The 25792-nt window shown below is 69.6% G+C and carries 24 protein-coding genes and 1 tRNA gene; 11 read left to right on the top strand and 14 right to left on the bottom strand.

Annotated features, from left to right (window positions below; genetic code table 11):
• The first annotated feature begins 71 nt into the window (after window positions 1-71).
• The 4 genes from ACIRCZ_RS12605 to ACIRCZ_RS12590 all read left to right on the top strand — a co-directional run bounded on the left by ACIRCZ_RS12605 (window position 72) and on the right by ACIRCZ_RS12590 (window position 3347).
• Window positions 72-905, top strand: coding sequence for an ATP-binding cassette domain-containing protein (locus tag ACIRCZ_RS12605; RefSeq protein ID WP_055898780.1), 834 nt, complete (start codon window positions 72-74; stop codon window positions 903-905).
• Window positions 902-2152 carry a sugar ABC transporter permease gene (locus tag ACIRCZ_RS12600; RefSeq protein ID WP_055896686.1) on the top strand — a complete coding sequence of 417 codons (1251 nt, stop codon included), beginning with the start codon at window positions 902-904 and terminating at the stop codon, window positions 2150-2152. Before ACIRCZ_RS12605 ends, ACIRCZ_RS12600 begins: the two co-directional genes overlap by 4 nt.
• Before the next feature lie 100 nt (window positions 2153-2252).
• Window positions 2253-2489 (top strand): hypothetical protein, encoded by a 237-nt coding sequence (locus tag ACIRCZ_RS12595; RefSeq protein WP_055898784.1) that lies wholly within the window; start codon window positions 2253-2255, stop codon window positions 2487-2489.
• 69 nt (window positions 2490-2558) lie between these two features.
• On the top strand, window positions 2559-3347 hold the full coding sequence (locus ACIRCZ_RS12590; protein WP_402853527.1) for an alpha/beta fold hydrolase: 789 nt from the start codon (window positions 2559-2561) through the stop codon (window positions 3345-3347).
• A 61-nt stretch (window positions 3348-3408) separates the two neighbouring features.
• Here ACIRCZ_RS12590 and hemL read toward each other — a convergent pair whose 3' ends face one another.
• From hemL to hemE, 11 genes are all read right to left on the bottom strand, one after another.
• Window positions 3409-4749, bottom strand: a complete 1341-nt coding sequence (gene hemL, locus ACIRCZ_RS12585) for a glutamate-1-semialdehyde 2,1-aminomutase (protein WP_055898787.1) — start codon at window positions 4747-4749, stop codon at window positions 3409-3411.
• Window positions 4746-5720: a porphobilinogen synthase gene (hemB, locus tag ACIRCZ_RS12580; RefSeq protein ID WP_402853635.1), complete on the bottom strand. Its 975-nt coding sequence runs from the start codon at window positions 5718-5720 to the stop codon at window positions 4746-4748. Before hemB ends, hemL begins: the two co-directional genes overlap by 4 nt.
• Window positions 5721-5848: 128 nt before the next feature.
• Complete coding sequence (locus ACIRCZ_RS12575) at window positions 5849-6649, bottom strand: uroporphyrinogen-III synthase (protein ID WP_402853522.1); 801 nt, start codon at window positions 6647-6649, stop codon at window positions 5849-5851.
• Window positions 6646-7647 carry a hydroxymethylbilane synthase gene (gene hemC / locus ACIRCZ_RS12570; protein WP_402853519.1) on the bottom strand — a complete coding sequence of 334 codons (1002 nt, stop codon included), beginning with the start codon at window positions 7645-7647 and terminating at the stop codon, window positions 6646-6648. The genes ACIRCZ_RS12575 and hemC overlap by 4 nt, the downstream gene beginning before the upstream one ends.
• Window positions 7644-8825 (bottom strand): ferrochelatase, encoded by a 1182-nt coding sequence (locus ACIRCZ_RS12565; RefSeq protein WP_402853516.1) that lies wholly within the window; start codon window positions 8823-8825, stop codon window positions 7644-7646. Before ACIRCZ_RS12565 ends, hemC begins: the two co-directional genes overlap by 4 nt.
• Window positions 8822-9568 (bottom strand): hydrogen peroxide-dependent heme synthase, encoded by a 747-nt coding sequence (hemQ, locus tag ACIRCZ_RS12560; RefSeq protein WP_055896703.1) that lies wholly within the window; start codon window positions 9566-9568, stop codon window positions 8822-8824. The genes ACIRCZ_RS12565 and hemQ overlap by 4 nt, the downstream gene beginning before the upstream one ends.
• A gap of 51 nt (window positions 9569-9619) precedes the next feature.
• A complete protein-coding gene (locus ACIRCZ_RS12555) occupies window positions 9620-9835 on the bottom strand; it encodes a DUF3618 domain-containing protein (protein ID WP_055896706.1) in 216 nt (71 codons plus the stop codon).
• Window positions 9825-10235: a phage holin family protein gene (locus ACIRCZ_RS12550; protein ID WP_402853512.1), complete on the bottom strand. Its 411-nt coding sequence runs from the start codon at window positions 10233-10235 to the stop codon at window positions 9825-9827. The genes ACIRCZ_RS12555 and ACIRCZ_RS12550 overlap by 11 nt, the downstream gene beginning before the upstream one ends.
• Window positions 10236-10260: 25 nt before the next feature.
• The gene (locus ACIRCZ_RS12545; RefSeq protein ID WP_402853509.1) at window positions 10261-10587 is read right to left on the bottom strand and encodes a hypothetical protein; all 327 of its coding nucleotides are present in this window, start codon (window positions 10585-10587) and stop codon (window positions 10261-10263) included.
• Between the two features lie 15 nt (window positions 10588-10602).
• Complete coding sequence (locus ACIRCZ_RS12540; RefSeq protein ID WP_402853506.1) at window positions 10603-12204, bottom strand: protoporphyrinogen/coproporphyrinogen oxidase; 1602 nt, start codon at window positions 12202-12204, stop codon at window positions 10603-10605.
• Window positions 12201-13325 (bottom strand): uroporphyrinogen decarboxylase, encoded by a 1125-nt coding sequence (gene hemE, locus ACIRCZ_RS12535; RefSeq protein WP_402853503.1) that lies wholly within the window; start codon window positions 13323-13325, stop codon window positions 12201-12203. The genes ACIRCZ_RS12540 and hemE overlap by 4 nt, the downstream gene beginning before the upstream one ends.
• Window positions 13326-13423: 98 nt before the next feature.
• Here hemE and ACIRCZ_RS12530 point away from each other — a divergent pair, with 98 nt between their 5' ends.
• From ACIRCZ_RS12530 to ACIRCZ_RS12515, 4 genes are all read left to right on the top strand, one after another.
• Window positions 13424-14725 carry a glutamyl-tRNA reductase gene (locus ACIRCZ_RS12530; protein ID WP_402853500.1) on the top strand — a complete coding sequence of 434 codons (1302 nt, stop codon included), beginning with the start codon at window positions 13424-13426 and terminating at the stop codon, window positions 14723-14725.
• A gap of 23 nt (window positions 14726-14748) precedes the next feature.
• Window positions 14749-15357: a GNAT family N-acetyltransferase gene (locus ACIRCZ_RS12525; RefSeq protein ID WP_055896726.1), complete on the top strand. Its 609-nt coding sequence runs from the start codon at window positions 14749-14751 to the stop codon at window positions 15355-15357.
• 108 nt (window positions 15358-15465) lie between these two features.
• A complete protein-coding gene (locus tag ACIRCZ_RS12520) occupies window positions 15466-16854 on the top strand; it encodes a glycine--tRNA ligase (protein WP_055896728.1) in 1389 nt (462 codons plus the stop codon).
• A gap of 67 nt (window positions 16855-16921) precedes the next feature.
• Window positions 16922-16996: transfer RNA gene (locus tag ACIRCZ_RS12515), tRNA-Gly, on the top strand.
• A gap of 59 nt (window positions 16997-17055) precedes the next feature.
• Here ACIRCZ_RS12515 and ACIRCZ_RS12510 read toward each other — a convergent pair.
• Window positions 17056-17700 carry a trimeric intracellular cation channel family protein gene (locus tag ACIRCZ_RS12510; RefSeq protein WP_402853495.1) on the bottom strand — a complete coding sequence of 215 codons (645 nt, stop codon included), beginning with the start codon at window positions 17698-17700 and terminating at the stop codon, window positions 17056-17058.
• Window positions 17701-17805: 105 nt separating this feature from the next.
• Here ACIRCZ_RS12510 and ACIRCZ_RS12505 point away from each other — a divergent pair, with 105 nt between their 5' ends.
• Genes ACIRCZ_RS12505 through ACIRCZ_RS12495 form a run of 3 tightly spaced genes read left to right on the top strand, consistent with a single transcriptional unit; the run spans window position 17806 to window position 22747 of the window.
• Complete coding sequence (locus ACIRCZ_RS12505) at window positions 17806-19092, top strand: alpha/beta hydrolase (protein WP_402853492.1); 1287 nt, start codon at window positions 17806-17808, stop codon at window positions 19090-19092.
• A gap of 11 nt (window positions 19093-19103) precedes the next feature.
• The gene (locus ACIRCZ_RS12500; protein ID WP_402853489.1) at window positions 19104-21665 is read left to right on the top strand and encodes a phosphatidylglycerol lysyltransferase domain-containing protein; all 2562 of its coding nucleotides are present in this window, start codon (window positions 19104-19106) and stop codon (window positions 21663-21665) included.
• A gap of 20 nt (window positions 21666-21685) precedes the next feature.
• Window positions 21686-22747, top strand: coding sequence for an NAD-dependent epimerase/dehydratase family protein (locus ACIRCZ_RS12495; protein ID WP_402853486.1), 1062 nt, complete (start codon window positions 21686-21688; stop codon window positions 22745-22747).
• A gap of 3 nt (window positions 22748-22750) precedes the next feature.
• Here ACIRCZ_RS12495 and ACIRCZ_RS12490 read toward each other — a convergent pair whose 3' ends face one another.
• On the bottom strand, window positions 22751-23659 hold the full coding sequence (locus ACIRCZ_RS12490) for a serine hydrolase (protein ID WP_055896740.1): 909 nt from the start codon (window positions 23657-23659) through the stop codon (window positions 22751-22753).
• Between the two features lie 156 nt (window positions 23660-23815).
• A complete protein-coding gene (locus ACIRCZ_RS12485; RefSeq protein WP_402853482.1) occupies window positions 23816-25786 on the bottom strand; it encodes a M13 family metallopeptidase in 1971 nt (656 codons plus the stop codon).
• Window positions 25787-25792 lie beyond the last annotated feature (6 nt).

Below are 25792 nucleotides of genomic sequence, written 5' to 3'. Positions count from 1 at the left end.
TCTACCCTTTTCACAGACGAATACACGCAGTACAAGCACCGCCTTCCAGCTCAAAGGAGAACGCCGTGACGATGGAATCCGCCGTCGCTGAACCCGAACGGTCGACGCGCCAACCCGTCCTCTCCCTCCGTGGGATCTCGAAAGGCTTCGGCGCCGTCCAAGCCCTCACCGACATCGACCTCGATGTCTACCCAGGTGAGGTCGTCGCGATCGTCGGCGACAACGGCGCAGGCAAGTCGACGCTCGTCAAGATCCTCGCCGGCGTGCATCCACAGGATGCGGGAACCGTGACGTTCGACGGCGACAGGGTCAGCATCCCGTCGCCGTCGGCGTCGCGGGAGCTCGGCATCGCGACCGTGTTCCAGGACCTCGCGCTCTGCGACAACCTGGATGTGGTCTCCAACCTCTTCCTCGGCCGCGAGATCACCCACGGCACGCTCGACGAGGAAGAGATGGAGAAGCGCTCGTGGAGCCTGCTCCGGCAGCTCTCCGCGCGCATCCCGTCGGTGCGGATCGCCGTCGCATCCCTCTCCGGAGGCCAGCGGCAGACCGTCGCCATCGCGCGCTCCCTGATCGGCGAGCCGCGCGTGGTCATCCTCGACGAGCCGACGGCCGCCCTCGGCGTCGCCCAGACCGCCGAGGTGCTCAACCTGATCGAGCGGCTGCGCGAGCGCGGGCTCGGCGTGGTGCTGATCAGCCACAACATGGCGGACGTGCAGGCGGTGGCCGACCGCGTCGCCGTGCTGCGCCTCGGCCGCAACAACGGCACCTTCCGCGTGCCGGACGTCAGCTACGAGGAGATCATCTCGGCCATCACGGGCGCGACGGACAACGTCGTCGCGCGCCGTGCCGAGCGCCTCAACGAAGAAGTAGAGCAGCTCACCGAACGGAGTGCGGACGCATGACCAAGACAGAGACGCCCGCGGAGGTCGCTGCCGACCTGCAGGACGAACGCCTCATCCGCAACGAGGGACTGGGCGGCGCTGTCAAGTCGTTCGGGCTGCGCGTGCGCGGCGGCGACCTCGGCTCGCTCCCTGTGGTGGTCGGCCTCATCGTGATCTGGGCGGTGTTCCAGATCCTGAACCCGAACTTCCTCTCCGCGAACAACCTGGTGAACCTCACGCTGCAGTGCGCGGCGGTGGGCACCATCTCCATCGGCATCGTGCTGGTGCTGCTGCTCGGCCAGATCGACCTGTCCGTCGGATCGGTCAGCGGTCTGGCTGCCGCGATCATGGGCGTCGGGCTGACGCAGCTGCACTGGCCGCTCATCGTGGCCGTGATCGGCGCGATCCTCGCCGGCGTCCTGGTCGGATTCCTCTACGGCATCCTCTTCACCCGGTTCGGGGTGCCGTCGTTCGTCATCACGCTCGCCGGCCTGCTCGGCTTCCTCGGGCTTCAGCTCTGGGTGCTCGGGCCGAACAGTTCCATCAACATCCCGTTCGACTCCTGGATCGTGCAGTTCGCGCAACAGACCTTCCTTCCGCCGTGGGCCGCGTACGCCCTGGTCGTGATCGCCGCGGTCGGGATGTTCCTCTCCGACTGGCGTCGTTCAGAGCGCCGCCGCAAGGCCGGGCTCTCGCAGGGGTCCATGACGGTCATGCTCGTGAAGGCCGTGCTCCTGCTGCTGGCCCTCGGGATCAGCGTCTGGTACCTGTCCACCGACCGAGGAACGGGCGCGATGTTCCTGTTCTTCGTGATCCTGGTCGTCGTGATGAACTTCTTCCTCACCCGCACCCGCTGGGGCCGCTCGGTCTTCGCGGTCGGCGGCTCGGTCGAGGCGGCTCGCCGCGCCGGTATCAAGGTCAACAGGGTCTACATCTCGGTGTTCATTCTGTGCTCCACGTTCGCCGCGGTCGGCGGGCTGCTCGCCGCTGCCAGGCTGGCGTCGGTGAGCGCGGGCAGCGGAGGGACGGACACCAACCTGAACGCGATCGCCGCGGCGGTCATCGGCGGGACCAGCCTCTTCGGCGGACGCGGAAGCGCGTGGTCAGCCCTGCTCGGCATCCTGGTCATCCAGTCGATCTCCAGCGGCCTCACGCTCCTGAACCTGGACTCGTCGATCCGCTTCATGATCACCGGCGCGGTGCTGTTGCTCGCGGTCATCATCGACTCGCTGTCGCGGCGCTCTCGCGCCTCGCACGGCCAGGCCTAGCGGGGCACGAGTCGTGCGAAACGTGTGGTCGCAGCGCTCGCGACCGCACGTTTCGCACGAGGGCTGACCGCGCGGCGCGGTGTGTGAGATGGTGGAGCTTGTGACCCGCACGACCACCTTCCACGCCAGACTGCTGCGACGGAATGCCCCGCCGCAGACGGTCACGGTGCGTGCGGCCTCCGACGCCCCGCCGCGCACGCTGCGGCGACCGGCCGGTGGCGGAGGCCAGCTCACCTTCGACGTGTTCGCGCTGGTGGATGCGGACGGTTGGCCGGACGAGGCGACGTACTCGTTCGTCGAGTCCGTGCAGAGAGCGGCGGCGGACGCCGACGTGTGACAGCGGCCGCGGGAGGACGTCGCCGCCGTGCGTCACCGGTCCCGCAGCGAGGATGCGGAGGAGAAGCGGATGAGCACCACGAGTTCTGCGGACGGGACCACCATCGGATATGAAGCTGTCGGCAGCGGACCGACGCTTCTCCTGGTGGACGGAGCGACCGCATCCCGCGCTGGAGGATCGGCGAGCAGGCTGGCGGACGCGCTGTCGGGCGACGTCACCGCTGTCGCGTACGACAGACGCGGGCGCGGCGAGAGCACGGACACTCTGCCGTTCGCCGTCGAGCGCGAGATCGAGGACATCGACGCGCTGATCGCGGCCGTCGGCGCTCCGGCATACGCGTTCGGGATGTCGTCCGGCGCGATGCTGCTGCTCCGCGCCGCTGCGGCGCTCGGCCCGGAACGGATCGCGGGCATCGTGCTCTACGAGCCGCCGCTCATGCCGGAGGGTGCGCGGGACGGCGCACGGCAGTACACGGCCGACCTGGCCGCTGCGCTCGCGGAGGGGCGACGCGGAGACGCCGTCGCACTGTTCCTTGCGCGGGTCGGGATGCCGCCGGCGGCCATCGACGGGATGCGCGGCTCACCCGCCTGGGCAGGGCTCGAGGCGATCGCGCCGACGCTCGCCTACGACGACGCGGCGATGGGTGACAGCGCTGTGCCATCCGAGGTGGTGGCCGAGGTGCGCATCCCCGTGCTGACGCTGGCGGGCGGTGCGAGCGCCGGCTTCATGCAGTACGGCGCCAGAGAGCTGGCGGCAGCCATCCCCGGGGCAGTCTTCGAGGTGGCGGAGGGCCAGACGCACGATGTTGCTCCGGACGTGGCCGCCGCCCACATCACCCGGTTCCTCCACAGCGTGTGAGCCCCGAGGTGCCCGGCTAGTCCGGCTAGTCCGGCTAGTCCGGCTAGGCCGGCTAGCCCGGCTAGGCCGGGCGTGCGGCAGCGGCCGCCGCGGCAGCAGCCGGGAGCGCCGACAGGATGCGGTCGACCGCCGCGTCGTCGTGGGCGGCTGTCACGAACCACGCCTCGAAGACGCTCGGCGGCAACGAGACTCCGGCGTCGAGCATGGCGTGGAAGAAGTCGCGATAGCGGTACGCCTCCTGGCGCTGCACCTCGGCGTACGTGCGCGGGGCCTCGGCGAAGTCGCCGAAGACGAAGCTGAACAGATTGCCTGCGCGCTGCACCCGGTGCGCGACGCCGGCGGAGCCGAGCGCATCCGACACCGCGGACGACACCGTCTCCGCGACACGGTCGAGCCTGTCGTAGACCGCGTCGTCGGCCAGCGACAGCGTGGCGAGCCCCGCGGCCACCGCCACCGGGTTCCCGGACAGCGTTCCCGCCTGATACACCGGGCCGGTCGGCGCGAGGAAGTCCATCAGCTCCGCGCGTCCGCCAAGAGCCGCGAGGGGCATCCCGCCGCCGATGACCTTGCCGAACGTCACGAGGTCGGGCGTGTAGCCGCGGTCGAGGCCCCAGAAGCCCGCCTCGCTCACGCGGAAGCCGGTCAGCACCTCGTCCAGGATGAGCAGAGCGCCGAACTCGTGGGCCAGGTCGGTCAGGGCGGCGTTGAAGCCGGGGTCCGGGGCGACGACGCCCATGTTCGCGGCGGCCGCTTCGGTGATGACGGCGGCGATGTCCGGGCCGTGCGTCTCGAAGACGGCGCGGACCGCATCCAGGTCGTTGTACGGGAGCACGAGCGTCTGCGCGGCGGTCGCCTCCGTGACACCGGCGGAGCCTGGCAGGGCGAGCGTCGCGAGGCCGGAGCCCGCCTCGGCGAGCAGGCTGTCCGAGTGGCCGTGGTAATGCCCGGCGAACTTGATCAGCAGCGGGCGGCCGGTGAAGCCGCGGGCGAGGCGGATGGCGGTCATGGTCGCCTCTGTGCCCGTCGAGACGAGTCGCAGCTTCTCGACGAACGGCACGCGGGCCAGCACGGCCTCGGCCAGCTCGGTCTCCGCTGGCGTCGACGCTCCGAACGAGAGCCCGCGCGCAGCGGCGGCCTGCACCGCTGCGACGACCTGTGGATGCGCGTGCCCCAGAATCGCAGGACCCCAGGACGCCACGAGGTCCACGTACTCCCTGCCCTGCGCATCCGTGATGTACGGACCGCTGGCGGACACCATGAACCGGGGCGTGCCTCCCACGGAGCGGAAGGCGCGGACCGGGGAGTTGACGCCGCCGGGGATCACGCGCTGGGCGCGCTCGAACTGGGCGAGGTTCACGTCGCCGATCGCCGCGCCGTCCGCCAGCGCCTGTGCGTCGCTCATCGCAGCCACCTCGCGACCTCGGTCGCCCAGTAGGTCATGACGGCGTCTGCTCCCGCCCTGCGTGCGCCGATCAGCGTCTCCTCGACGATGCGACGGCGGTCGACCCAGCCGTTCGCCGCTGCTGCCTCGACCATTGCGTACTCGCCGGACACCTGGTACGCCCAGACCGGCACGTCGCTGATCGCGGCGACGTCGCTCAGCACATCCAGGTAGCTGAGGGCGGGTTTGACCATGAGGATGTCCGCGCCCTCCTCCAGGTCGAGGCGCGCCTCGCGCAGCCCCTCGCGGCGATTGGCCGGGTCCTGCTGGTACGCGCGGCGGTCGCCGGAGAGCTGGGAGTCGACGGCTTCGCGGAACGGGCCGTAGAAGGCGGAGGCGTACTTGGCCGCGTACGCGAGGATGACGGTCTCGGTGTGGCCTGCGGTGTCGAGCGCGTCGCGCACGGCGGCGACCTGGCCGTCCATCATCCCGCTCAGACCAAGGAGGTGCGAGCCCGCTTCCGCCTGGGCGACGGCCATGTCTCGGTAGCGGAGGAGGGTGGCGTCGTTGTCGACGTGACCGTGCGCACCCAGGACGCCGCAGTGGCCGTGGTCGGTGAACTCGTCGAGGCACAGGTCGGTCTGCACGACGAGCGCGTCGCCGACCTCGGCGGCCAGTGCGGTGGTGGCCACGTTGAGGATGCCGTCAGGGTCGGTCGCGGCGGAGCCTGTCGCGTCCCTGGTCTCCGGAACGCCGAAGAGCATGACGCCGCCGACACCGGCCTCAGCGGCCTCGGTCGCAGCGCGCTTCAGCGAGTCGATGCTGTGCTGGACGACGCCAGGCATCGACTGGATGGGCAGCGCCTCACGGAGGCCTTCCCGCACGAACATCGGGAGGATGAGCTCACCGGGGTGCAACCGAGTCTCGGCGGTCAGACGGCGCAGGGCAGGAGACTGCCGGAGGCGTCGTGGTCGGACAACAGGATGCGTCACGTCACTCACCCCACAAGCCTACGCGCCCCCGACTGAGCCCCTTCCCAGCTTCCGATCGCCCGAAATCATCGAGCCCGGAGTTGTTCAGTGCTGGAGTCGGCGTGTCGCCTGAAGAAGTCCGGACTCGATTATGAGGGGTCGGAGGTGGACGGGTCGGAGGTGGAGGCGGCGACGAGGGAGTCGATGAGGGAGGCGGCGGTGCGCTCGGCGGCGATCACGTCGACGCGGAGGCCGAACTCGCGGGCGTCGCGGGCGGTCTGCGGGCCGATCGCGGCCACCAGCGTCGACTCCGGAATGGGGCCGAGCTGCTTCTGGACCTGCTCTGCCACAGAGCCGGACGTGACGAGGATGGCCTGCACGAGGCCGTCAGCAACATCCCGCACCACGTTCTCCGGCACGGCGACGCCGATGGTCCGGTATGCGACGACCGACTCGACATCGTGGCCGATGCGCTTCAGGCCCTCGGTGAGGAGCGGCTTCGCGATCTCGGAGCGCAGCGTCAGCACGCGGAGCGGAACGACCCCTGCGGTCGCTGCCTCCCACTCGGCGAGCAGGCCGCGGGCGGAGTTGTCCTCGGACGGCACCAGGTCGACCTTGTAGCCGGCGGCGACCAGAGCGGCCGCGGTGGTCTCACCGACGGCGGCGACCCTGGTGGTCGGCGGGACGACGACCCGCTGCGCGCTCAGCACATCCACGGTGGTCGCGCTCGTCACGGTCATCCAGTCGAACTCACCGGCGGCCAGGCGGGTGAGCGCGGCCTCGAGGGCGGGCGCATCCGCTGTCGGCGCGAAGTTGATCATCGCGGCGACGATCGGAGATGCGCCCTTCGACCGCAGGTCGGCAGCGACGGAGTCGCCCCAGGGCCCGCCACGCGGCACGAGGACGCGCCAGCCGGCGAGCGGTTTCGCAGAAGCGGAAGGGGTGGTCATCGCGTGCTCCCGAGCGGTGCAAGGTCGGCGGCCCCCGCGCCGAGCAGTTCGTCCACCACCCGTTGGCCGACGTCGCGTGCCGCCTCGTCGAGGTGTCGCGCGCTCATCGATTCCGGGGTGGCGGCATGGGATGCGGTCAGCTGCTCCGACCCGTCCGGGCGGTAGACCGTGGCGGTGAGGAAGAGCAGTCCGTCGTCCACGATAGCGGTCGCGCCGATCGGAGCCGCGCATCCGGCTTCGAGCCCAGCGAGCACGTGCCGCTCCGCGGTGACGCAGGCGTGGGTGGTGACGTGGTCGACGGCGGAGAGGGCGGTGGCGATCGGCCCTCTGCCCTTCTCGTCCGCCGAGCGGACCTCGATCGCGAGAGCGCCCTGGCCGGGCGCAGTCGGAACGTTCGACAGCGGGAAGAAGTCGGTGACGGCGTCGGAGCGGCCGAGCCTGGCCAGACCGGCGGCGGCGAGCACCACGGCGTCGAGGTCGCCATCCGCTACGCGGCCGAGCCTGGTGTCGACGTTGCCGCGGATGTCCACGACGTCGAGGTCGGGACGCCGCGCCTTGAGCTGCGCGACGCGACGCGGGGAGCCTGTTCCGACGCGCGCGCCGTCCGGCAGCTCATCGAGGGTGAGCCCGTCGCGCGCGCAGAGCGTGTCGCGCGCATCCGCCCGCTTCGGCACAGCGCCGATGACGAGGCCCTGCACCGGTGCGGTGGGCAGGTCTTTGAGCGAGTGGACGATGAGGTCGCACTCGTCAGCGAGCAGAGCATCCCGGAGAGCGCTGGCGAAGACGCCGGTGCCGCCGAGCTCGGAGAGCGAGTCCCTGGAGGTGTCTCCGTGGGTCGTCACGGTGATCAGCTCGACGTCGCTACCCGTCGCCTTGGCGATGGCGTTGGCGACGACGGTGGTCTGCGCGACAGCGAGAGCGCTCCCGCGGGTGCCGACGCGCAGCACCCCGTCGCGACGCTCGACGGCTCCGGATGCGCGGCTCACGGTGCCGGTCACGGCGCGAGTCCTGCGGCGGCCGGTTTGAAACCGAGTCTGGCGTTCTCGCAGCATCCCGGACGGCACACGTCGTACCAGGGGCCGAGCGACGTCATCGCAGGGCGCTGATCGACCGGGACGCCGTCGCGGCGTTCGAGCACGAGGTCGACGAGCCCCTTCACGTATGCGTGATGCGTGCCGGGCGTCGGGACGCGGACGGCGACGAGGCCGTTCTCCTCGCTGGACTCCATGGCCTCGTTGTCGAGGTCCCAGAGCACTTCCATGTGGTCGCTGACGAAACCGAGCGGCACGATGATGACCGCGCGGACGCCCTTGGCGGGCAGCTCGGCGATGGCGTCGTTGATGTCGGGCTCCAGCCAGGGCATCGACGGAGGGCCGGAGCGGGACTGGTAGACGAGCTGCCACTTCACCACGCCGTCCGTCGCCGCCTGTGCGACGACCTCGGCCACGGCCAGGTGCTGCGCGGCGTACGCGCCGCCCTCTCCGAACCCGCGCTCCGCCGGCCCGGACTTGGCGGCGTCGACAGAGGGGATGGAGTGGGTCGAGAACAGGATCTCCACCTCGGTGGCCGGGTCGATGCCAGGGACCTTTTGCTCGATCTCGGCCAGGCCGTTGCGCACGCCCTCGATGAACGGCTCGACGAAGCCGGGGTGGTCGAAGAACTGGCGCACCTTGTCGATCTGGATGACGCCGTCGAGGCCGGTCTCCTCCAGCGCGATCGCGAAGTCCTCGCGGTACTGGCGGCAGCTCGAATACGACGAGTACGCGCTCGTCGCGATGGCGATGATCTTCGTGAGTCCGCGCTCGTTCGCCTCGTTCAGGGCGTCCTTGAGATACGGATCCCAGTTGCGGTTGCCCCACAGCACGGGCAGGTCGATGCCACGGGATGCGAGTTCCGCCTCCAGCGCCGCCTTCAGTTCGCGGTTCTGGTCGTTGATCGGGCTCACGCCGCCGAAGTGACGGTAGTGGTGCGCGACCTCCTCGAGGCGCTCCTCCGGGATGCCGCGGCCGCGGGTGACGTTGCGGAGGAACGGGATGACATCGTCCTGGCCCTCTGGACCGCCGAACCCGGCGAGAAGGATCGCGTCGTATGCGACGGGCTCCGTGACGTGCTCAGGGCCGGCTGCGGCTGCCGGGGTGGCGCCGAGGACGCGCGCCGTGGTGTCGACGTCGGTCACTGCAGGACCTCCACGAGCTCGGCGGGCTGCACCCGGCGACCGGTGAAGAAGGGAACTTCCTCACGGACGTGCAGGCGCGCATCCGTCTGGCGCAGGTCGCGCATCAGGTCGACGAGGTCGGTCAGCTCGTCGGACTCGAGCGGAAGGATCCACTCGTAGTCGCCGAGCGCGAACGACGCGACCGTGTTGGCGAGGACGGAGCGGAACGCTGCTCCCTTGCGGCCGTGCTCCGAGAGCATCCTGCCGCGCTCCTCATCCGGGAGCAGATACCACTCGTAGCTGCGGACGAACGGGTAGACGGTGAGCCACTCCTTCGCCTCCTTGCCGCGCAGGAAGCCGGGGACGTGCGACTTGTTGAACTCGGCGTCGCGGTGGACGCCCATGGCGTTCCAGGTGGGGAGCAGCGCCTTGAGAAGCTGGGTGCGGCGGAGCTGGCGCAGCGCCCACTGCAGGGTGTGCGCCTCCGGTCCGTGGATCCAGATCATGACGTCGGCGTCGGCGCGGAGGCCGGAGACGTCGTAGAGACCGCGGGTGGTCACGTTCTGCAGCTCGAGGTCGGCGATGACGCCCTCGAGTTCCTTGACCGCCCGTGGCACGTCGGTGCCGTCGAGGTCGTCGGGGCGGGACGGGTCGCGACGCAGGACAGCCCAGAGGGTGAAGCCGCTGGGCGAGTCGGCGTCGGATGGTGCCGGTGTTTCGTGGGGGGCGCTCGAATCTGCCGGTGCGGCAGCCGGGTTAGTCATACCTCACAGTCTCCCTCTCAAACCTGTGAGAGCCAAAACCGCGTCGGCAGCTCACTTCGAGACGGAGCGGACGATCAGCCAGACCACTCCGGCGACCGCAGCGGCGGCCGCCACGGCGATGCCGATCAGCGCGAGCGGGTTGTCCGTGCGGAGGCGCTCGACGCGTTCCGCGGTGCGCTTGGGGACGTTGAGCTTGTACTCGATGGCGTCGAGCGTCGCTGCGAGCTCGTTGCGGGCCCGCTGCACGTCGCTGGTGTCAGTTGTCATACTTGCCCATCCCCTTGAACGCCTCTGTGTCCTCCTTGATGCTGTCGATCGTCTGGCTCGGGGCGACGCCGTTCATCTTCTTGAACGATGCGACGCCGAACAGCGCGAGCACACCGGCAAGGAGGAGCAGGGCCACGAACACGATCAGCGCCGCCAGCCAGCCAGGGAGCACGACGGCCAGCCCCAGGACCGCCGCGGCGACCAGGGTGCCGAGCGCGAAGAAGACGAAGCCGGCTGCCACAGCGAACAGGCCTATGCCGACACCGGCATATTTGGCCTTCTCCGCGAACTCCGCCTTCAGATGGGCGAATTCGGCCTTCAGCAGCTCGATGAGCAGCCGCGGCAGGTCGGCGATCAGCGCGAACAGCGATCGCGAGCGTGCGCGTTCGTCGTCAGTCATACCCGTCACCGTACTCCTGCTTCGCTCAAACCTGACCTGCGTCCGTTGCGGAGCCGTCCGCTGCCTTCAGCGCTGCATCCGCGGCGGGAGCCGGGACGGGCGCCTTGGACTCCTGGCGACGCTGATTGGCGGTCGCGATGAGCTTCTTGGCCCCGTCGATCACGGCGCCAGGCACCTCGCCTGCCTTGGCGGCGACGAAGTCCTCGACAGCGGTCACCTGCTTCTGGATGCCGTCGGATTCCCACACTTTCGCTGCAGCGGCCTTGATCTGCTCGTAGCGCTTCCTGCCGGCCCTCGTGCCCAGGACGTACCCCACACCAGCTCCGGCGATGAAGAGAAGCTTTCCGCGCATTGCGCACCCCGTTCGTCAAAGGTTCTCGGTCAGTGCCTTCCAGCGTAGACCCCTTGCCCGCTCGGCCGAGCTGCGCGCATCCGGGATCACGGATGCGAGACCGGTGCCGGTCAGCCAGGAGCCGGTGACCTCCAGACCCTCGACCTCCGCTGCGGCATCGCGAACCCGGGCGATTCGCTCGCCCTCGCCGAGGGCGGCGTACGGAAGGGCGTTGGTCCAGCGCGTGCGGGCGAACGCGTCGACCTCGGATTCCGTCAGCGGAATGTCCAGGAGGGTGGCGGCGTCCGCCACGGCGATGGTGCGCAGCGCGTCGTCGTCGAGGTCGGCGGTCTCCGACGTCTTTCCCGCTCTGCCGTACGAGAGGCGGACGACGTGCCTCCCCGGCCCTGCTGCCTCCGCCAGCCAGGCCCACTTCGCGGTCGAGTGCGTCATGGCCTTCGCGCGGACGTCCGAGCTCTCCGCGTCGGAGACGAGGACGCCCGTGCCGCGCGGCGCCGCTGCGAGACGTTCGTCGGTGAGGATGAGCGTGACCAGCTCGACGCTCGACGCGGGCGGCCAGTCGAGAGCGGCGAGCGGCGCCAGGTCCGGCGAGGCTGTGGCCAGCAGGCCGAGGGATGCGGAAGCAGGGGCGGCGAGGATGACCACGTCGGCCGGGAGTTCTTCCCCGCTTGCGAGGCGGACGGTCCAGCGGGCGGGGAGATCGGCCGTCGGGTCGGGGGCGGAGGCGGTGACCGCATCCACTGTGGCCGCGACCGCGTCGGTGGCGCCGATCGCCTCGGTCGCCTCGGCCTCCTCGGCGGGCTCCTGTGGCGTCCAGGGCTCCACCGCGACGACCTGCGCCCCGGTGCGGAGCACGCCGCCGTGTTCCGCGATGGCGTCCGCGAGCGCAGCCGGCAGTCGCCACATCCCGCCCGCGATGCCGCCGACCGCACTGCCGGCCTTCGCGTTGGCGCGCAACTCGCCCACCGCTCCGGAGAGCGAGCCGTGCCTGGTGAGGGCGGTGTTGAGTCCGGGGGCGACGACATCCACGTCGAGGTCGTCCGGCTGGGCAGAGTACACGCCGGTCGCGACGGGAGCGACGAGCCGGTCGAGCACCTTCTGGCCCATGCGCTTGCGCACGAGGACGCCGAGGCGCTTCTCCTTGCCGATGGTCAGCACCGGCATGAGCCTGTCCAGGTAGGCGCGGAGCGCGCCACCCCAGCCGATCGCCGCCACGACGTCGGTGGCGAGCGGCGAGCTCGGGATGCCGAGCAGCCCGGCCTTCGGCAGCGGCACCGTGCGCGAGCCGTAGCGCACCCACGCACCCGCCGGGTTCGGCCGGACGACGTCTTCGGTGAGTCCGAGCTCGTCGATCAGCGCGGCGACGTGCCCTCCGCGCGTCGCGAAGCTCTCCGCGCCGGCGTCGACCGTGATGCCGCCGACGTCGAGCGACGCGACAGAGCCGCCGAACGCGTCGGAGGCTTCGAGCAGCGTCACGGCGAAGCCGGGCCTGGCGCAATCGCGAGCGGCGACGAGTCCGGCCATGCCGCCGCCGATCACCACGACGCGCGTCGGGGGCGCCTCGACGGCGCGACGGATCTCGTCGGCGCTGCTGTCTGTGCCAGGCAGGTCGCTCATCGGCTGTGGACGAACTCGACCAGGCGGGTGAGCACGGCGGGGTCGGTCTCCGGCGGCACGCCGTGGCCGAGGTTGAGGACGTGCGCAGGCGCATCGACGCCGCGCTCCAGCACGTCGACGACGTGCGCCTCCAGCACCTCCCACGGTGCGTCGAGCACGGCGGGGTCGATGTTGCCCTGGATCGGCACCACGTGTCCCAGCCTGCGGCTCGCCTCGTCCAGCGGGATGCGGTAGTCGACGCCGACCACGTCGGCCCCGACCTCGTGCATCGCCTTCAGCAGCTCGCCCGTGCCGACGCCGAAGTGCACGACCGGGACGTTGCGGATCTGCGTCTCGCCGCCGTCCGCATCCACACTCGACGCCTCGTACGTGAGGTCGCGCACGTGCGACAGCGCCCTGGTGGAAGCGGGAGCGACGTGCTCCGTGTAATCGTGCAGCGAGAGCGAACCCGCCCACGAGTCGAAGAGCTGGGCGGCGCTCGCGCCGGCGAGCACCTGGGCGCGGAGGAACGCGCCGGTGACGTCCGCCGTCCACGCCATGAGCTTCGCCCACGCAGCAGGGTCGGCGTGCATCAGCGTGCGGGCGCGGATGTGGTCCTTGGACGGGCCGCCCTCCACCAGGTAGGCCGCGAGGGTGAACGGGGCTCCTGCAAAGCCGATCAACGGGGTGTCGCCCAGCTCGGCGATGGTGAGGCGCACGGCCTCGACGATGGGCGAGAACACCTCGGCGTCGAGCGAGGCAGGGTCGATCGCGGTGAGCCTGTCGACATCGGCGGAGGTACGGACCGGGCTGCCGAGCACCGGGCCCTTGCCAGGCACGATGTCCACATCCACGCCGGCGAGGCGCAGCGGGATGACGATGTCGCTGAAGAAGATGCCGGCGTCGACGCCGTGACGGCGCACGGGCTGCAGGGTGATCTCGCTGGCGAGCGCAGGGTCGAGGCAGGCGTCGAGCATGCGGGTGCCGACCCGCAGCTCGCGGTATTCGGGAAGAGAGCGACCCGCCTGGCGCATGAACCAGACGGGCGTCACCTCCTGCCGCTCGCCCTGATATGCGCGGACGAGGCGGTTGGATGCGGTGCGCCCTGCGGCGAGCGGATGGGACGGGTCGAGGGTGTTCACCCCTTGATTCTGCCAAAGTGCAGGGAATCCAACCTGAGCGCCCGTCCTGAGCGGTCGCCGATTCGAGGTTCGGCCGCGGCGAGCGTAGGCTCTCTGGCGTGCTTCTGTGCTTCTCGTCGAGTCACCGCACTGCGGACTTCGACCTTCTGGAACGGCTCGAGCGAAACGCTCCGGCCGTCACCGCCGCACTCGCGGAGCACAGCGAAGTCATCAGCGGGTCCGTCGTCCTGGCCACCTGCAACCGGTTCGAGGCGTACCTCGACATCGACGAGCCGCTTCCCGCCGCCCGTGCCGTGTCAGCAGAGACCGTCATCGAGGCGGTGAGCGCCGCATCCGGGATCGACGCGGACGAGCTGCGCGCGTCCAGCACCGTGATCTGCGACCACGGCGTCGCCGAGCACCTGTTCGCGGTGTCGAGCGGGCTCGAATCCGTCGTCGTCGGCGAGGGTGAGATCGCCGGTCAGGTGCGCCGCTCGCTCGAGGCCGCGCGCGCATCCGGGACGGTCACCAGCGAGCTCGAACGACTGTTCCAGGGCGCGTCCCGCACCTCTCGCGGGGTGAAGAACCGCACCGGCATCACCACGGCAGGGCGCTCGATGGTGCGCTTGGCCCTCGACCTAGCGGAGAGCCGCGTGACCGACTGGGCCGCGACCAGCGTGCTCCTCGTCGGCACTGGCGCGTACGCGGGAGCCAGCCTCGCCGCCCTGCGCGACCGCGGCGTGACGGACGTCCGCGTGTTCTCGCCGTCCGGCCGCGCGGCCAAGTTCGCCGTCTCGCACGCGATCGAGCCTGTCGAGCCCGGCTACCTGATGGATGCGCTGGCCTCCAGCGACCTCGTCGTCACCTGCAGCATCGCCACCGACCCCATCCTCACCAAGCCGCAGCTCGCGCAGGCGCTGCTGCGCCCCGAGGCGGTCGAGCGCCGCCTCATCATCGACCTGGGCCTCCCCCGCAACGTCGACCCCGCCGTCGCCGAACTGCACGGAGCGGAGCTGCTCGACCTCGAGACCATCAGCAGGCACGCGCCCCTCGAAGAGCTCAACGCAGCAGAGGATGCGCGGAGCATCGTCGGCGAGGCAGCAGCCGAGTTCGCCGCACAGTCGGCCGAGCAGGCCGTCACCCCCGCACTCGTCGCGCTGCGCGGCCACATCTTCGACATCCTGGACGCGGAGATCGAGCGCGCTCGCGGCCGCGGAGACTCCAGCGAGCAGACGGAGGCGGCGCTGCGCCACCTCGCCGGCGTGCTGCTGCACACCCCGTCCGTGCGCGCCCGCGAGCTGGCCCGCACCGGGGAGGCTCAGTCGTTCGTCGACGCGGCGAACGCCCTCTACGGACTCGACATCGGTCCCGTCGCCGAGCGGCGCCTGCGCGCTGTCGGCGACGAGAGCGCCGCATCCTGACCCATCACCGAACAGGAGGACACGTGAGCGACGAGGCTGACGACCCCCACGGCGCGACAGGGCTGCCGTACGCCGCAGAGGAATTGCGCACAGAGCGGCTGCTGCTTCGCCCCCTCAACACCGGCGACCTCGACGATGTGCACGAGTATCAGAAGCGCAAAGACGTGGTGCGCTACCTCTACTGGGAGGTGCACGACCACGAGGAGTCGGCCAAGCACCTCAAGAAGCGGCTCGCGATGAACCATCTGGCCGAGGACGGCGACGGGCTCGTCTATGCGGTCGAACTGCCGGACCCGGAGGGCGGCCACGGCCGCGTGGTCGGCGACATGAGCATCTTCCTCAAGAGCAGGGAGCACGGGCAGGTCGAGATCGGCTGGGTGTTCCACCCCGCCGTGCACGGCCGCGGATACGCGACGGAGGCCGCGGAGCGCGTCCTCGAGATCTGCTTCGGCACGCTGGGTGCGCACCGCGTCTTCGCGCAGCTCGACCCGCGCAACGAGGCGTCCGCGCGGCTCTGCGAACGACTCGGGATGCGGCAGGAGGCCCTGCTCAGAGAGAACGAGATCTTCAAGGGCGAGTGGGGCGACACGGCCATCTACGGCCTGCTCGACTCGGAGTACCGGGCGCGCTGAGCGCATCCGGCCGCGCATCCATCGGTGCATCCAGGGCTTGGTCGGTAGGATTGTGGGGCGGGCAGCGTCCCGGAACACCCCACAACTCGCAGGACACAGGGAGCACCATTGGCTGAACAGTCACGACTCGATTCGGTAATCACGCTGGCGCAGCACCGCGGCTTCGTGTTCCCCTCCGGCGACATCTACGGCGGAACCCGCTCCGCGTGGGACTACGGGCCCCTCGGCGTCGAGCTCAAAGAAAACATCAAGCGCGAGTGGTGGAACACCTTCGTGCGCGGCCGCGGCGACATGGTCGGCCTCGACTCCGCTGTCATCCTGCCGACCGCCGTGTGGGAGGCCTCCGGCCACGTCAAGGTGTTCAGCGATCCGCTCACCGAGTCGCTCATCACCCACAAGCGCTACCGCGCCGACCACCTGTTCGAGGCGTACGAGGCAGAGCACGGCCACCCGCCCGTGAACGGACTCGCCGACATCGCCGACCCCGACCACCCGGACAAGATCGGTCAATGGACCGAGATCCGCCAGTTCTCCGGCCTGATGAAGACCTACCTCGGTGTCGTCGACGACGAGTCCGGTGTGCACTACCTCCGCCCGGAGACGGCGCAGGGCATCTTCACCGACTTCGCCGCCGTGCTGCAGACCGCGCGCAAGAAGCCGCCGTTCGGCATCGGCCAGATCGGCAAGGCGTTCCGCAACGAGATCACGCCGGGAAACTTCATCTTCCGCACCCGCGAGTTCGAGCAGATGGAGATCGAGTTCTTCGTCGAGCCCGGCACGGACGAGGAGTGGCAGCAGACCTGGATGGACCTCTGCTGGAACTGGTTCATCGACCTCGGCATGACGCCGGAGAACATCCGCTGGTTCGAGCACCCCAAGGACAAGCTGGCGCACTACTCGAAGCGCACGGTCGACATCGAGTACAAGTTCAACTTCACCGGAAGCGAGTGGGGCGAGCTGATGGGCGTCGCCAACCGCACCGACTACGACCTCAAGACGCACATCGAGAACTCGGGCAAAGACCTGAGCTACTTCGACCAGAACAAGAACGAGCGCTACGTTCCGTTCGTGATCGAGCCGTCGTTCGGTCTCACCCGCGCTCTCATGGCGTTCCTGGTCGACGCGTACGACGAGGAGGAGGTGCCGAACGCCAAGGGCAAGACCGACAAGCGCACGGTCCTGCGCCTCGACCCGCGCCTCGCGCCCGTCAAGGTCGCCGTGCTCCCGCTCTCGCGCAACGAGGCCCTGTCGCCCCTGGCCCGCTCGCTCGCCGACCACCTGCGCAAGCGCCGCAACGTGGACTTCGACGACTCCGGTGCGATCGGCCGCCGCTACCGCCGCCAGGACGAGATCGGCACGCCGCTCTGCGTCACGGTCGACTTCGACTCGCTCGAGGACAACGCCGTGACGGTTCGCGACCGCGACACGATGCAGCAGGAGCGCATCCCGATCGACCAGCTCGACGAGTACCTGGCGAAGCGCCTCAAAGAGATCTAGAGCGCGCAGTATTAACGCTTGCGCTGTGGGGACGGCCATTGCTATGGTCGTCCCCACAACAGCACATGCGAGCGTCTTCCAACGTTAGGATGCCGGCCTTCCCGGTCGGCGATGCAGTGTTCAACTCCTGCCACTCGCTCCACCCTCTTCCCCGCCGCGGCTCACGCCGCGGCGGTTTTTTTCGTGCCGGGTCCGCGCGCGTCAGCCGAGGTGCGGAAGCTGCCAGCCGAACACGACGGCCAGGATGCGCAGCACGAAGCACACAGCGAACCCCGCGGTCATCGCGGCGAGCGCCGGCACCCTCGCCCGCCCGAGCAGCCCGAACACGAGGGCGCCGGCCGCCGCCGCTGTCGCGTAGACGCTCGACGTCAGCACGAACGGCACCCGGTTGAGCAGTACATCCCTGACCACGCCGCCGCCGACACCGGTGATCGTGCCGAGCATCACCACCACCCACAGGTTGGAGCCGTGCCGCAGCGCCTTGTCGGCGCCGGTCACGGCGAAGAGCGCGAGCGCCGCCGCATCCAGTGTCGTGAGGACGGCAGCCGGGATGTCGACGGACGCCGCCGCGAGCACGAACGCCAGCACCGATCCGGCGAGCGCCACGATGATGCGCACGGGCGAGCGGAGGGCGGCAGGTGGCGCATCCCCCAGCAGCAGGTCGCGGATGACCCCACCGACGAGCGCCGTGGAGAAGCCGACCACGAGCACGCCGAGGAGGTCGAGTCCGGCCGCTGCCCCCGCTGTCGCCCCCTCGATCGCGAAGAGACCGGTCGCGGCGATGTCCACGGCGTCGAACAGTACGGAGCCTGTCCTGCGGCGGGATGCGGTGGCTGCGGCCTGCATGGCTCTGGTCTAGCAGATGCCCGAATCAATACCTGCATTTCCGGCTCGGCCGCTAGGGTGGTGCCACGCGCCTGAGGAGACGCACAGGGAGCACGGGGAGACGCGATGGACCTCCTGTGGGGGATACGCATCATCGACGGGCCGGTCTACTGGACCTTCCTGGTGGCCAGTGCGGCCTTCTTCATCTACCTGCTCATCCGCAGGCCGACGACGCGGTGGATTCTGACCGCCCTGATCGGGATGCTCGGGGGCGCGGTCGTCGCCGTCGGCCTGTTCCTCGTGGTCAACGCGCTCGACGTGTTCGGCACGCCGCTGCCCCGGCAGGTGGCGTTCTGGCTGATGGGGACGTTCGCCGCCCTCGGGCTGGCGCTCGTGAATCTGTGGGCGTCGCACTGGTGGCGGAAGGTGCTCGCCCTGATCGGCATCGTGATCTTCGCCATCACCGGCACGCTCGGCGTCAACGCGTACTACGGCCTGGATCCGACGCTTGGGTCGCTGTTCGGCATCAGCACGGCCAAGAAGATCGACATCGACCACCCCGTCAACACGGCGTCTCCCGACCCGACACGTCCGCTCTACGAGACCTGGAAGCCGCCGGCCGACATGCCGAAGACCGGCAAGCAGGGCACCCAGGTGATCCCGTCCAGCGGGTTCGACGCCCGCCCGGCCGGCATCTACCTGCCGCCGGCGGCCCTGGTGAACAACCCGCCGCGGCTGCCCGTCGTGATCTTCATGATGGGATACCCGGGCAACCCGGACCCCGAGTACATCGGCGGCGTGCTCGATCAGTTCGCCGCCCAGCACCAGGGGCTGGCGCCGATCGTGGTCGTCGCCGACCAGATCGGCACGAAGGGCGATCCGGCCTGCGCAGACTCCAGCACGTTCGGCGCGGCGGAGACCTACATCACCAAAGACGTCCCCGCGTGGATCAGGACGCACCTCAACGTGCTTCAGTCCCCCGCATCCTGGACCATCGGCGGCTACTCCAACGGCGGGGCGTGCGCGTTCAAGTACGCGGCAGAGCATCCCGACCAGTACGGGAATCTGCTCGTCGTCTCCGGGGACGAGTATCCAGGCGTCGAGATCCAGAAGCAGACGATCGCGCAGGTGTTCGGTGGCAGCACCGCGGCGTTCGACGCGGCGAAGCCCACCTCGATCCTCGCGGCCAACCCTGGACGGTACTCGTCGATGACGGCGGTGTTCACGGTCGGCGGCAACGACCCGACCTTCGTGCCAGGCGTCGAGCGCAACGCCAAGGCGGCCGAAGCCGCCGGCATGAAGACCACGTACTACGTCGTCCCCGGCGCAGGCCACGTGGTGGATGCGCTCAACGGCGGCCTGACGAAAGACTTCCAGATCCTTTACCCTGTCCTCGGGTTGAGCAGACCGTGACGGAGGAGACGATGAGCACCACCGACACACAGCGGCAGACGGCTCCGGATGCGCCGACCCCTGCCAAGCGCAAGCCGCCTGCGCCGTTCTGGGTGGCGGTCGGCCGGTACGCACGCGTCGCACCGGCGAGCATCGCCCTCGTGGTCATCGTGCTCGTCACCTCGATCCTCACCAGCACGATGTGGATGCCGGCGACGATCGGCGGCGACTCGCTGGTGTGGGCCGCCGGCGTCACCTCCACGATCCAGGCCGGCTTCTGGTGGACGCCCTTCACGGCTCTGTTCGTGCCGGAGGATCCAGCGCAGCTCATCGTCGTGGTGATCCTCGCTCTCACCCTGTTCGCGGCCTCCGAACGCCTGATCGGGACGCTGCGCGCGGTGATCGCGTTCCTGGTGACCGGGGTGGTCGGGATCACGATCGGTGTCCTCGGGCAGTGGGCGGCCGCATCCATCGGGGAGATCTGGGCAACGAGCACCGAATTCGACTTCACCCTCGACCCCACCATCGGGATCATCGGGGCGCTGATCACGGCGAGCGCCTTCGCCTCGGCACTGTGGCGGCGGCGCATCCGGCTGCTGACCTTCGCTGTCGTGATGATGTTCGTGCTCTACAACGGCGACCAGAACAACGTCTACCGCCTGATCGCGGCGCTGCTCGGGCTGGCGCTCGGCACGATCCTCCGGCCGGGCTCGATGAAGCGAATCCGGCGCAGCTCACACGCGGAGACCAGGAACCTGGTCGCCGCGCTCATCGCCATCACGGCGTTCGGCCCCCTGGTCGCCCTGCTGCCGCCAGGCGGCCTCGGCCCGTTCTCGTTCATCAGCGCGCTGTTCGAGCACCAGCAGGTGGCGACGCAGACCGTGCTCGACCAGTGCGACAAGAACTTCACCGCGAACTGCCGCCTCGACCTCGCCCTCGTCTCGGTCGACGGCGTCGGTCCTCTGCTGCTCAGCTTCCTGCCGCTGGTGCTGTTGATCGTGACCGCGATCGGGCTGCGACGGGGGCGCAGGTTCGCCCTCATCCTGGGCATCGTGGTCAACGTCGCGATGATCGTTCTGCCGTTCACGGCGCTCCCGGGCGGCAACCTGACGATCGACGCCAACGACATCAAAGACCTCGCGCCCGCGATCGAGCTGCTGTTCTGGGTGCTCGCCGCGTTCGTAGTGCCCGTGGCCTCGATCGTCCTGTTGCTCATCACCAGGCGGCAGTTCCAGATCCGGGCGCCGCGCGCCGCCATCGTCCGCTTCGCGATCATCATCGTGAGCGCGTTCGTGATCCTGGCCGTCGCCTACCTGATCGCCGGCCTGGCGTCGCTCACCGAGTTCGTGCCGGACGCCACCATCGGGGACGTGTTCGCGTCGACCCTGCGCCGGTTCGTGCCCTCCGGGTTCGAGTCGATCACCGGGACCGTGATCGTGCCCACAGTGCCGTTCGTCAGCATCCTTTACCAGTGGGTCGGTCCGGTGTTCTGGGCCGTGTTCGTGCTCGCTACGCTTCAGCTGTACCGGGCGACGGCAACCGGCCGCACGGTCGGCGACGAGCTGCACTTCCGCGAGCTGCTGAAGCGCGGCGGAGGCGGGACGCTCGGCTTCATGGGCACCTGGCCAGGCAACGTCTACTGGTTCAGCGAGGACAGGGACGCCGCCGTCGCATACCGGGTCATCAACGGCATCGCGATCACCCTCTCCGACCCGGTCTGCTCGCCGGAACGCGCGGAGCGGACGATCGCCGAGTTCGTCTCGTTCTGCGACGCCAACAGCTGGGTGCCGGTGTTCTACAGCGTGCACGGCGAGTACCTGCCGGTGTTCGACGCCCTCGGCTGGCAGTACATGTCCGTCGGCGAGGAGACGCTGATGCACCCACAGACCTTCGACATGGCCGGCAAGCCGTGGCAGAAGGTGCGGCAGGCGCACAACCGCGGGATCAAGGAGAACATCTCCACGCTCTGGACCACCTGGGACGATCTGCCGCCGATCCTCGCCACCCAGATCACGGCGATGAGCGAGCAGTGGGTGTCTGAGAAGGAGCTGCCGGAGATGGGCTTCACCCTCGGCGCCCTCGCCGAGCTGAAAGACCCGGATGTGGCGCTCTACCTGGCGCTCGACCCCGACGGGGGGCTGCAGGCGATCACGAGCTGGCTGCCCAGCTACCGCGACGGGAAGGTGGTGGGCTACACGATCGACTTCATGCGCAGAGGCGACGCATCCATCCCGGGCATCATGGAGTTCATCATCGCGTCCGCCGCCCTCCGGATGCAGGGCGAAGGGGTCGAGGTGCTGAGCCTGTCCGGGGCTCCGCTCGCCACGAAGCCGGTCTCGGACGGCGCACCCCCCGCCGACCCGACCACGATGGACCGCCTGCTCGGGTTCCTCGGCCGCACCCTGGAGCCCGCGTACGGCTTCGCCTCCCTGTTCAAGTTCAAGAGCAAGTTCAACCCGACGTACGAGACGATCTACATGGCGTACCCCGACCCTGTCGCGCTGCCTGCGATCGGGAGCGCGATCGGCAAGGCATATCTGCCGGATGCGCACGCGCGCGAATACCTCGCACTCGCCAGGACGCTGATGAAGTGAGGCTGGCGTAGGTTGGTGCCATGCAGGCCGACACCACCCGCACCGCCATGATCATCGGAGGCACTGGGCAGATCGGCGCCGCCGCCGCCCGCCGCCTCGCCGCCGACGGCTGGTCGGTTCTCGTCGCCCACCGCGGCACGCACTCGGGGGATGCGGCGCTCGCCGACCTCGACGTCACCACCATCCGCCTCGACCGCGACGACACGGATGCGCTCCTCGCCAAGGCGCGCGGCCACGATCTCGTGCTCGATACCGTCGCGTACGAGCCGAAGCACGCCGACCAGCTCGCCCGCCTCGCCGGCGACATCGGCTCCCTCGTCGTCATCTCGACCGGCTCGGTGTACACCGGCCGCAACGGCGGCTACCTCGACATCGTGACGGGGCCGGACGACTTCCCCGACTACCCGATCCCGCTGCGCGAGGACGATCCCACCGTCGACAACCGCAAACGCACATACTCTCCGCTCAAGGCGGCGATGGAGCGACGCCTGCTCGCCACGGCCGACCTGCCGGTGAGCATCCTGCGTCCAGGCGCGATCCACGGGCCGTTCAGCCCTGCGCTGCGCGAATGGTTCTTCATCAAGCGGGCGCTGGACCGCCGCGAGGTCGTCGTGCTCTCCGACGACGGGGCCAACCGGTTCAGCACATCGTCAACGGTGAACATCGCCGAGCTCGTCGCCCTGTGCGCAGAGCAGCCGGGCGCGCGCGTGCTGAACGCCGTGGACGACGACAACCTGAGCGTGGCGGAGATCGCCGCAACGGTCTTCGACGCGCTCGACAGGGAGGTGGAGATCGTCACCTTCCCCGGCCCGCCCGTTGACGGCCTGGGCTCGACGCCGTGGACAGTCGCGCATCCACTGGTCCTCAGCATGGCGCGCGCGACCGTGGACCTCGGTTATCGGGCGCCGGTGACGTACGCCGACTCCGTTCGGGCGGCGATCGACTGGGCGGTGCGCGAGGCGCACGCCGCCGAACGCCGCGACGAAGGCTGGGAGAGGGTGTTCCCGACGCTCGCCGAGCGGGCGACGGCGGACGGGTGGTTCGACTATGCGGCGGAGGATGCGTATGTGGCGGGGCGGTAGCCGCTAGAACACGTACTCCAGCAGGTCGGCGCCGACCGTGCGCATCCCGTCGATGACGGAGAGGCGGGCGGCGAGGCTCGCGTCGTCGAAGTACATCGAGACCGCGTATGTGACACCGGCACGTGGGCCGCGGAGCACGCCGACCTCGCTTCGGACGCCGCGGTCGACGCCGGTCTTGTTGACCAGCAGGATGCCGTGCTCGGCGTTGCGGTGCGCGTGCGGGTCGAGGCCGAACGCGCTGGAGACCAGGGAGAAGTCGCTGTTCAGGGACAGCCAGGAGATCACGCGCTGGCTGGTCTGAGCGTCGACGATCTCGCCGCGGGCGAGAGCGGAGAACAGCCAGGTGAGCTCGTTGGCGCTGCCGACGGAGAGCTGCGGAGCGTCGTCGGGGCCGCGGTGGTCGCGCACCAGGTCGAGCAGCGCTGTGCGGGTGAGGCCGAGGGCCTCCGTGCGGGCGCTGACGGCCTCCAGGCCGACTCGGCGGAGCAGGACGTTGGTGGCCAGGTTGTCGCTGGTCGCGCCGACCAGCGCGGCGAGGTCGGCCACGGGGAGCGCGGGGACGGCGAGGTGCTGCCAGATGCCGGAGCTGCCGACCGCATCCTGAGGGGAACGGTCGAGGAGCGCGAGCGGGCTCAGTTCGCCGGACTGCAAGCGGGCGGCGACCTCCACCAGGAGGAGGACCTTGCCGATGCTGGCCGTCGGCATCACCACGTGGTCGTCGACGGAGAACAGCACAGCACCCGTGGTCAGGTCGGTCGCACGCGCAGACACCTGCACGCCGCCGAGCGCGAGCTGGCCGAGGACGGCGAAACCGCGACTGAAATCCTCCGGGGCGCTTGCTCCCCGATGGCGTCCACGACGAGACGAAGCGTGCCTGCTGCGGCGTTCGGAATCCTGGGTCTGGATCGTCACGGGGATGGGTGGTCCTTCGTCCGAGTCGGGTGTTTCGGGTGCGGTCCTCCGGGGCCGCGCGCGTGCCGACGGGTGGGTCGCCCCGGGCACAACACGCTCGATGTTACCCCGCGGAGAGGAGCGTCGCGCACCCTCTCCGCGGGGACCGTGCCTTGGCTACCAGATGGTGACGCGCTGCTCGGGCGCGAGCCACAGGGCGTCGCCCTCCGACACGCCGAACGTGTCGTAGAAGCCGTCGATGTTGCGGACGATCTGGTTGCAGCGGAACTCGTTCGGCGAGTGCGGGTCGATCGCCAGCAGGCGGATGACCTCCTCGTCGCGGCCCTTCTGCTGCCAGGCCTGCGCCCAGGACAGGAAGAACCGCTCAGCGCCGGTGAGGCCGTCGATCACGGGAGGCTCCTCGCCGTTCAGCGACAGCAGGTACGCCTTCCAGGCGATGCCGAGACCGCCGAGGTCGCCGATGTTCTCGCCGATGGTGAGAGCGCCGTTGACGTGGTGGTCGGGAACCTGCGCGGGAGCCAGAGCGTTGTACTGCTCGATCAGGCTGCTGGTGCGCTCCTCGAACGCCGCGCGGTCGGCGGCGGTCCACCAGTCCTGCAGGCGGCCGTCCCCGTCGAACTTGGATCCCTGGTCGTCGAAGCCGTGGCCGATCTCGTGCCCGATGACCGCGCCGATCGCGCCGTAGTTGGCCGCCGCATCCCGTGTCTCGTCGAAGAACGGGAACTGCAGGATGGCCGCGGGGAACACGATCTCGTTGAAGCCGGGGTTGTAGTAGGCGTTGATGGTCTGCGGCGTCATGAACCACTCGTCGCGGTCCAGCGGCTTGCCGATCTTGCCCAGCTCGCGGTTGAACTCGAACAGGCTCGTGGCGCGCACGTTGGCGAGCAGGTCGGTCGGGTCGACCGCCAGCGCGGAGTAGTCGCGCCACTTGACCGGGTATCCGATCTTCGGGGTGAACTTCTCCAGCTTGTCGAGGGCGCGGTTGCGGGTGTCCTCGCCCATCCACTCGAGGGTCTGGATGCTCTGGCGGTACGCCTCGATGAGGTTGCCGACCAGCGCATCCATCGCCTGCTTGGCCGTGGGAGGGAAGTGCTTCTCGACGTAGATGCGGCCGACGGCCTCGCCCATCGCGCCCTCCACCAGGGAGACGCCGCGCTTCCACCTGGCGCGCATCTGCGGCGTGCCGGTGAGCGTGCGACCGTAGAAGTCGAAGTTGGCCTCGACGAAGTCACCGGACAGGTACGGGGCCGCACCGTGGATGATCTGCCAGGCCAGCCAGTCCTTCCAAGCCTCGAGGCGATCCTCGGTGAGGAGACCGGCGAGACCGGAGGTGAACGACGGCTGCCGCAGCACGACCTCGGCGAGGGCGCCGTCCGGTGCGCCGAGCGCCTTCTGCCAGATGCCGAGGTCCGCGCCATCTTTAGCGTCGCCGGCGAACAGCGCCTCCGCGTCCGCCCAGTCGAACAGGTTGTAGGTCTTCTCGGAGTCGCGAGACTTCACGTTGTCCCAGTGCTGCGCGGCGATCTGCGTCTCCAGGTCGAAGACGCGCTGGGCGCGCTCCGGTGCGTCCTGGAACCCGGCGAGCTCGAACATCCGCTGGATGTGCGCGACGAACGCCTCGCGGATCGGGGCGAAGGTCTCCTCGCGGAAGTACGATTCGTCAGGCAGCGAGATGCCCGACTGTTCCACGAAGACGAGGTAGCGCTCCGGGTTGCCTGGGTCGTTGTCGACGAAGAGCTGGTAGAACCCGGCGAGGCCGTGGCGCTCCAGTTTGCCGATGGTCTCCAGCAGGCTCGGGATGCTGTCGGCGGCGCTCGCGAACGCGAGCTGGCTCTCGATCGGTGTGACGCCGAGGGCCTCGATGCGGTCCTCGTCCATGAAGCTCGCGAACAGGTCGCCGAACTTGCGTTCCTCTGTGCCCTCCTGCGCATTCTGGGCTGCCTCGATGATCTCGCGGACGGCCGCTTCGGCCTCCTCCGCCAAAATCATGAAGGAGCCCCAGCGCGCCTTGTCGCCAGGGATCTCGATGCGGTCGATCCACTTGCCGTTCACGTGCCGGAACAGGTCGTCCTGCGGCCGGACGGCGGGATCGAGTTCGGAGGTTTCGATGCCGGAAGTCAGGGTCATTCCGCC

Source organism: Leifsonia sp. NPDC102414 (assembly GCF_044765685.1).
Classification (GTDB): domain Bacteria; phylum Actinomycetota; class Actinomycetes; order Actinomycetales; family Microbacteriaceae; genus Leifsonia.
The sequence above is the reverse complement of the archived record's forward strand: the minus strand, read 5'-3'. Positions and strand labels throughout refer to the sequence as shown.

What these genes read in the sequence shown, in the direction of transcription:
- ACIRCZ_RS12495 (WP_402853486.1), top strand. Translation starts at nt 21,686, where the DNA reads ATGCAGGCCGACACCACCCGCACCGCCATGATCATCGGAGGCACTGGG.
- ACIRCZ_RS12500 (WP_402853489.1), top strand. Translation starts at nt 19,104, where the DNA reads ATGAGCACCACCGACACACAGCGGCAGACGGCTCCGGATGCGCCGACC.
- ACIRCZ_RS12505 (WP_402853492.1), top strand. Translation starts at nt 17,806, where the DNA reads ATGGACCTCCTGTGGGGGATACGCATCATCGACGGGCCGGTCTACTGG.
- ACIRCZ_RS12600 (WP_055896686.1), top strand. Translation starts at nt 902, where the DNA reads ATGACCAAGACAGAGACGCCCGCGGAGGTCGCTGCCGACCTGCAGGAC.
- ACIRCZ_RS12485 (WP_402853482.1), bottom strand. Translation starts at nt 25,786, where the DNA reads ATGACCCTGACTTCCGGCATCGAAACCTCCGAACTCGATCCCGCCGTC.
- ACIRCZ_RS12555 (WP_055896706.1), bottom strand. Translation starts at nt 9,835, where the DNA reads ATGACAACTGACACCAGCGACGTGCAGCGGGCCCGCAACGAGCTCGCA.
- ACIRCZ_RS12575 (WP_402853522.1), bottom strand. Translation starts at nt 6,649, where the DNA reads ATGACCACCCCTTCCGCTTCTGCGAAACCGCTCGCCGGCTGGCGCGTC.
- hemL (WP_055898787.1), bottom strand. Translation starts at nt 4,749, where the DNA reads ATGAGCGACGCACAGGCGCTGGCGGACGGCGCGGCGATCGGCGACGTG.
- ACIRCZ_RS12605 (WP_055898780.1), top strand. Translation starts at nt 72, where the DNA reads ATGGAATCCGCCGTCGCTGAACCCGAACGGTCGACGCGCCAACCCGTC.
- ACIRCZ_RS12510 (WP_402853495.1), bottom strand. Translation starts at nt 17,700, where the DNA reads ATGCAGGCCGCAGCCACCGCATCCCGCCGCAGGACAGGCTCCGTACTG.
- ACIRCZ_RS12590 (WP_402853527.1), top strand. Translation starts at nt 2,559, where the DNA reads ATGAGCACCACGAGTTCTGCGGACGGGACCACCATCGGATATGAAGCT.
- hemQ (WP_055896703.1), bottom strand. Translation starts at nt 9,568, where the DNA reads ATGACTAACCCGGCTGCCGCACCGGCAGATTCGAGCGCCCCCCACGAA.
- ACIRCZ_RS12545 (WP_402853509.1), bottom strand. Translation starts at nt 10,587, where the DNA reads ATGCGCGGAAAGCTTCTCTTCATCGCCGGAGCTGGTGTGGGGTACGTC.
- ACIRCZ_RS12550 (WP_402853512.1), bottom strand. Translation starts at nt 10,235, where the DNA reads ATGACTGACGACGAACGCGCACGCTCGCGATCGCTGTTCGCGCTGATC.
- ACIRCZ_RS12540 (WP_402853506.1), bottom strand. Translation starts at nt 12,204, where the DNA reads ATGAGCGACCTGCCTGGCACAGACAGCAGCGCCGACGAGATCCGTCGC.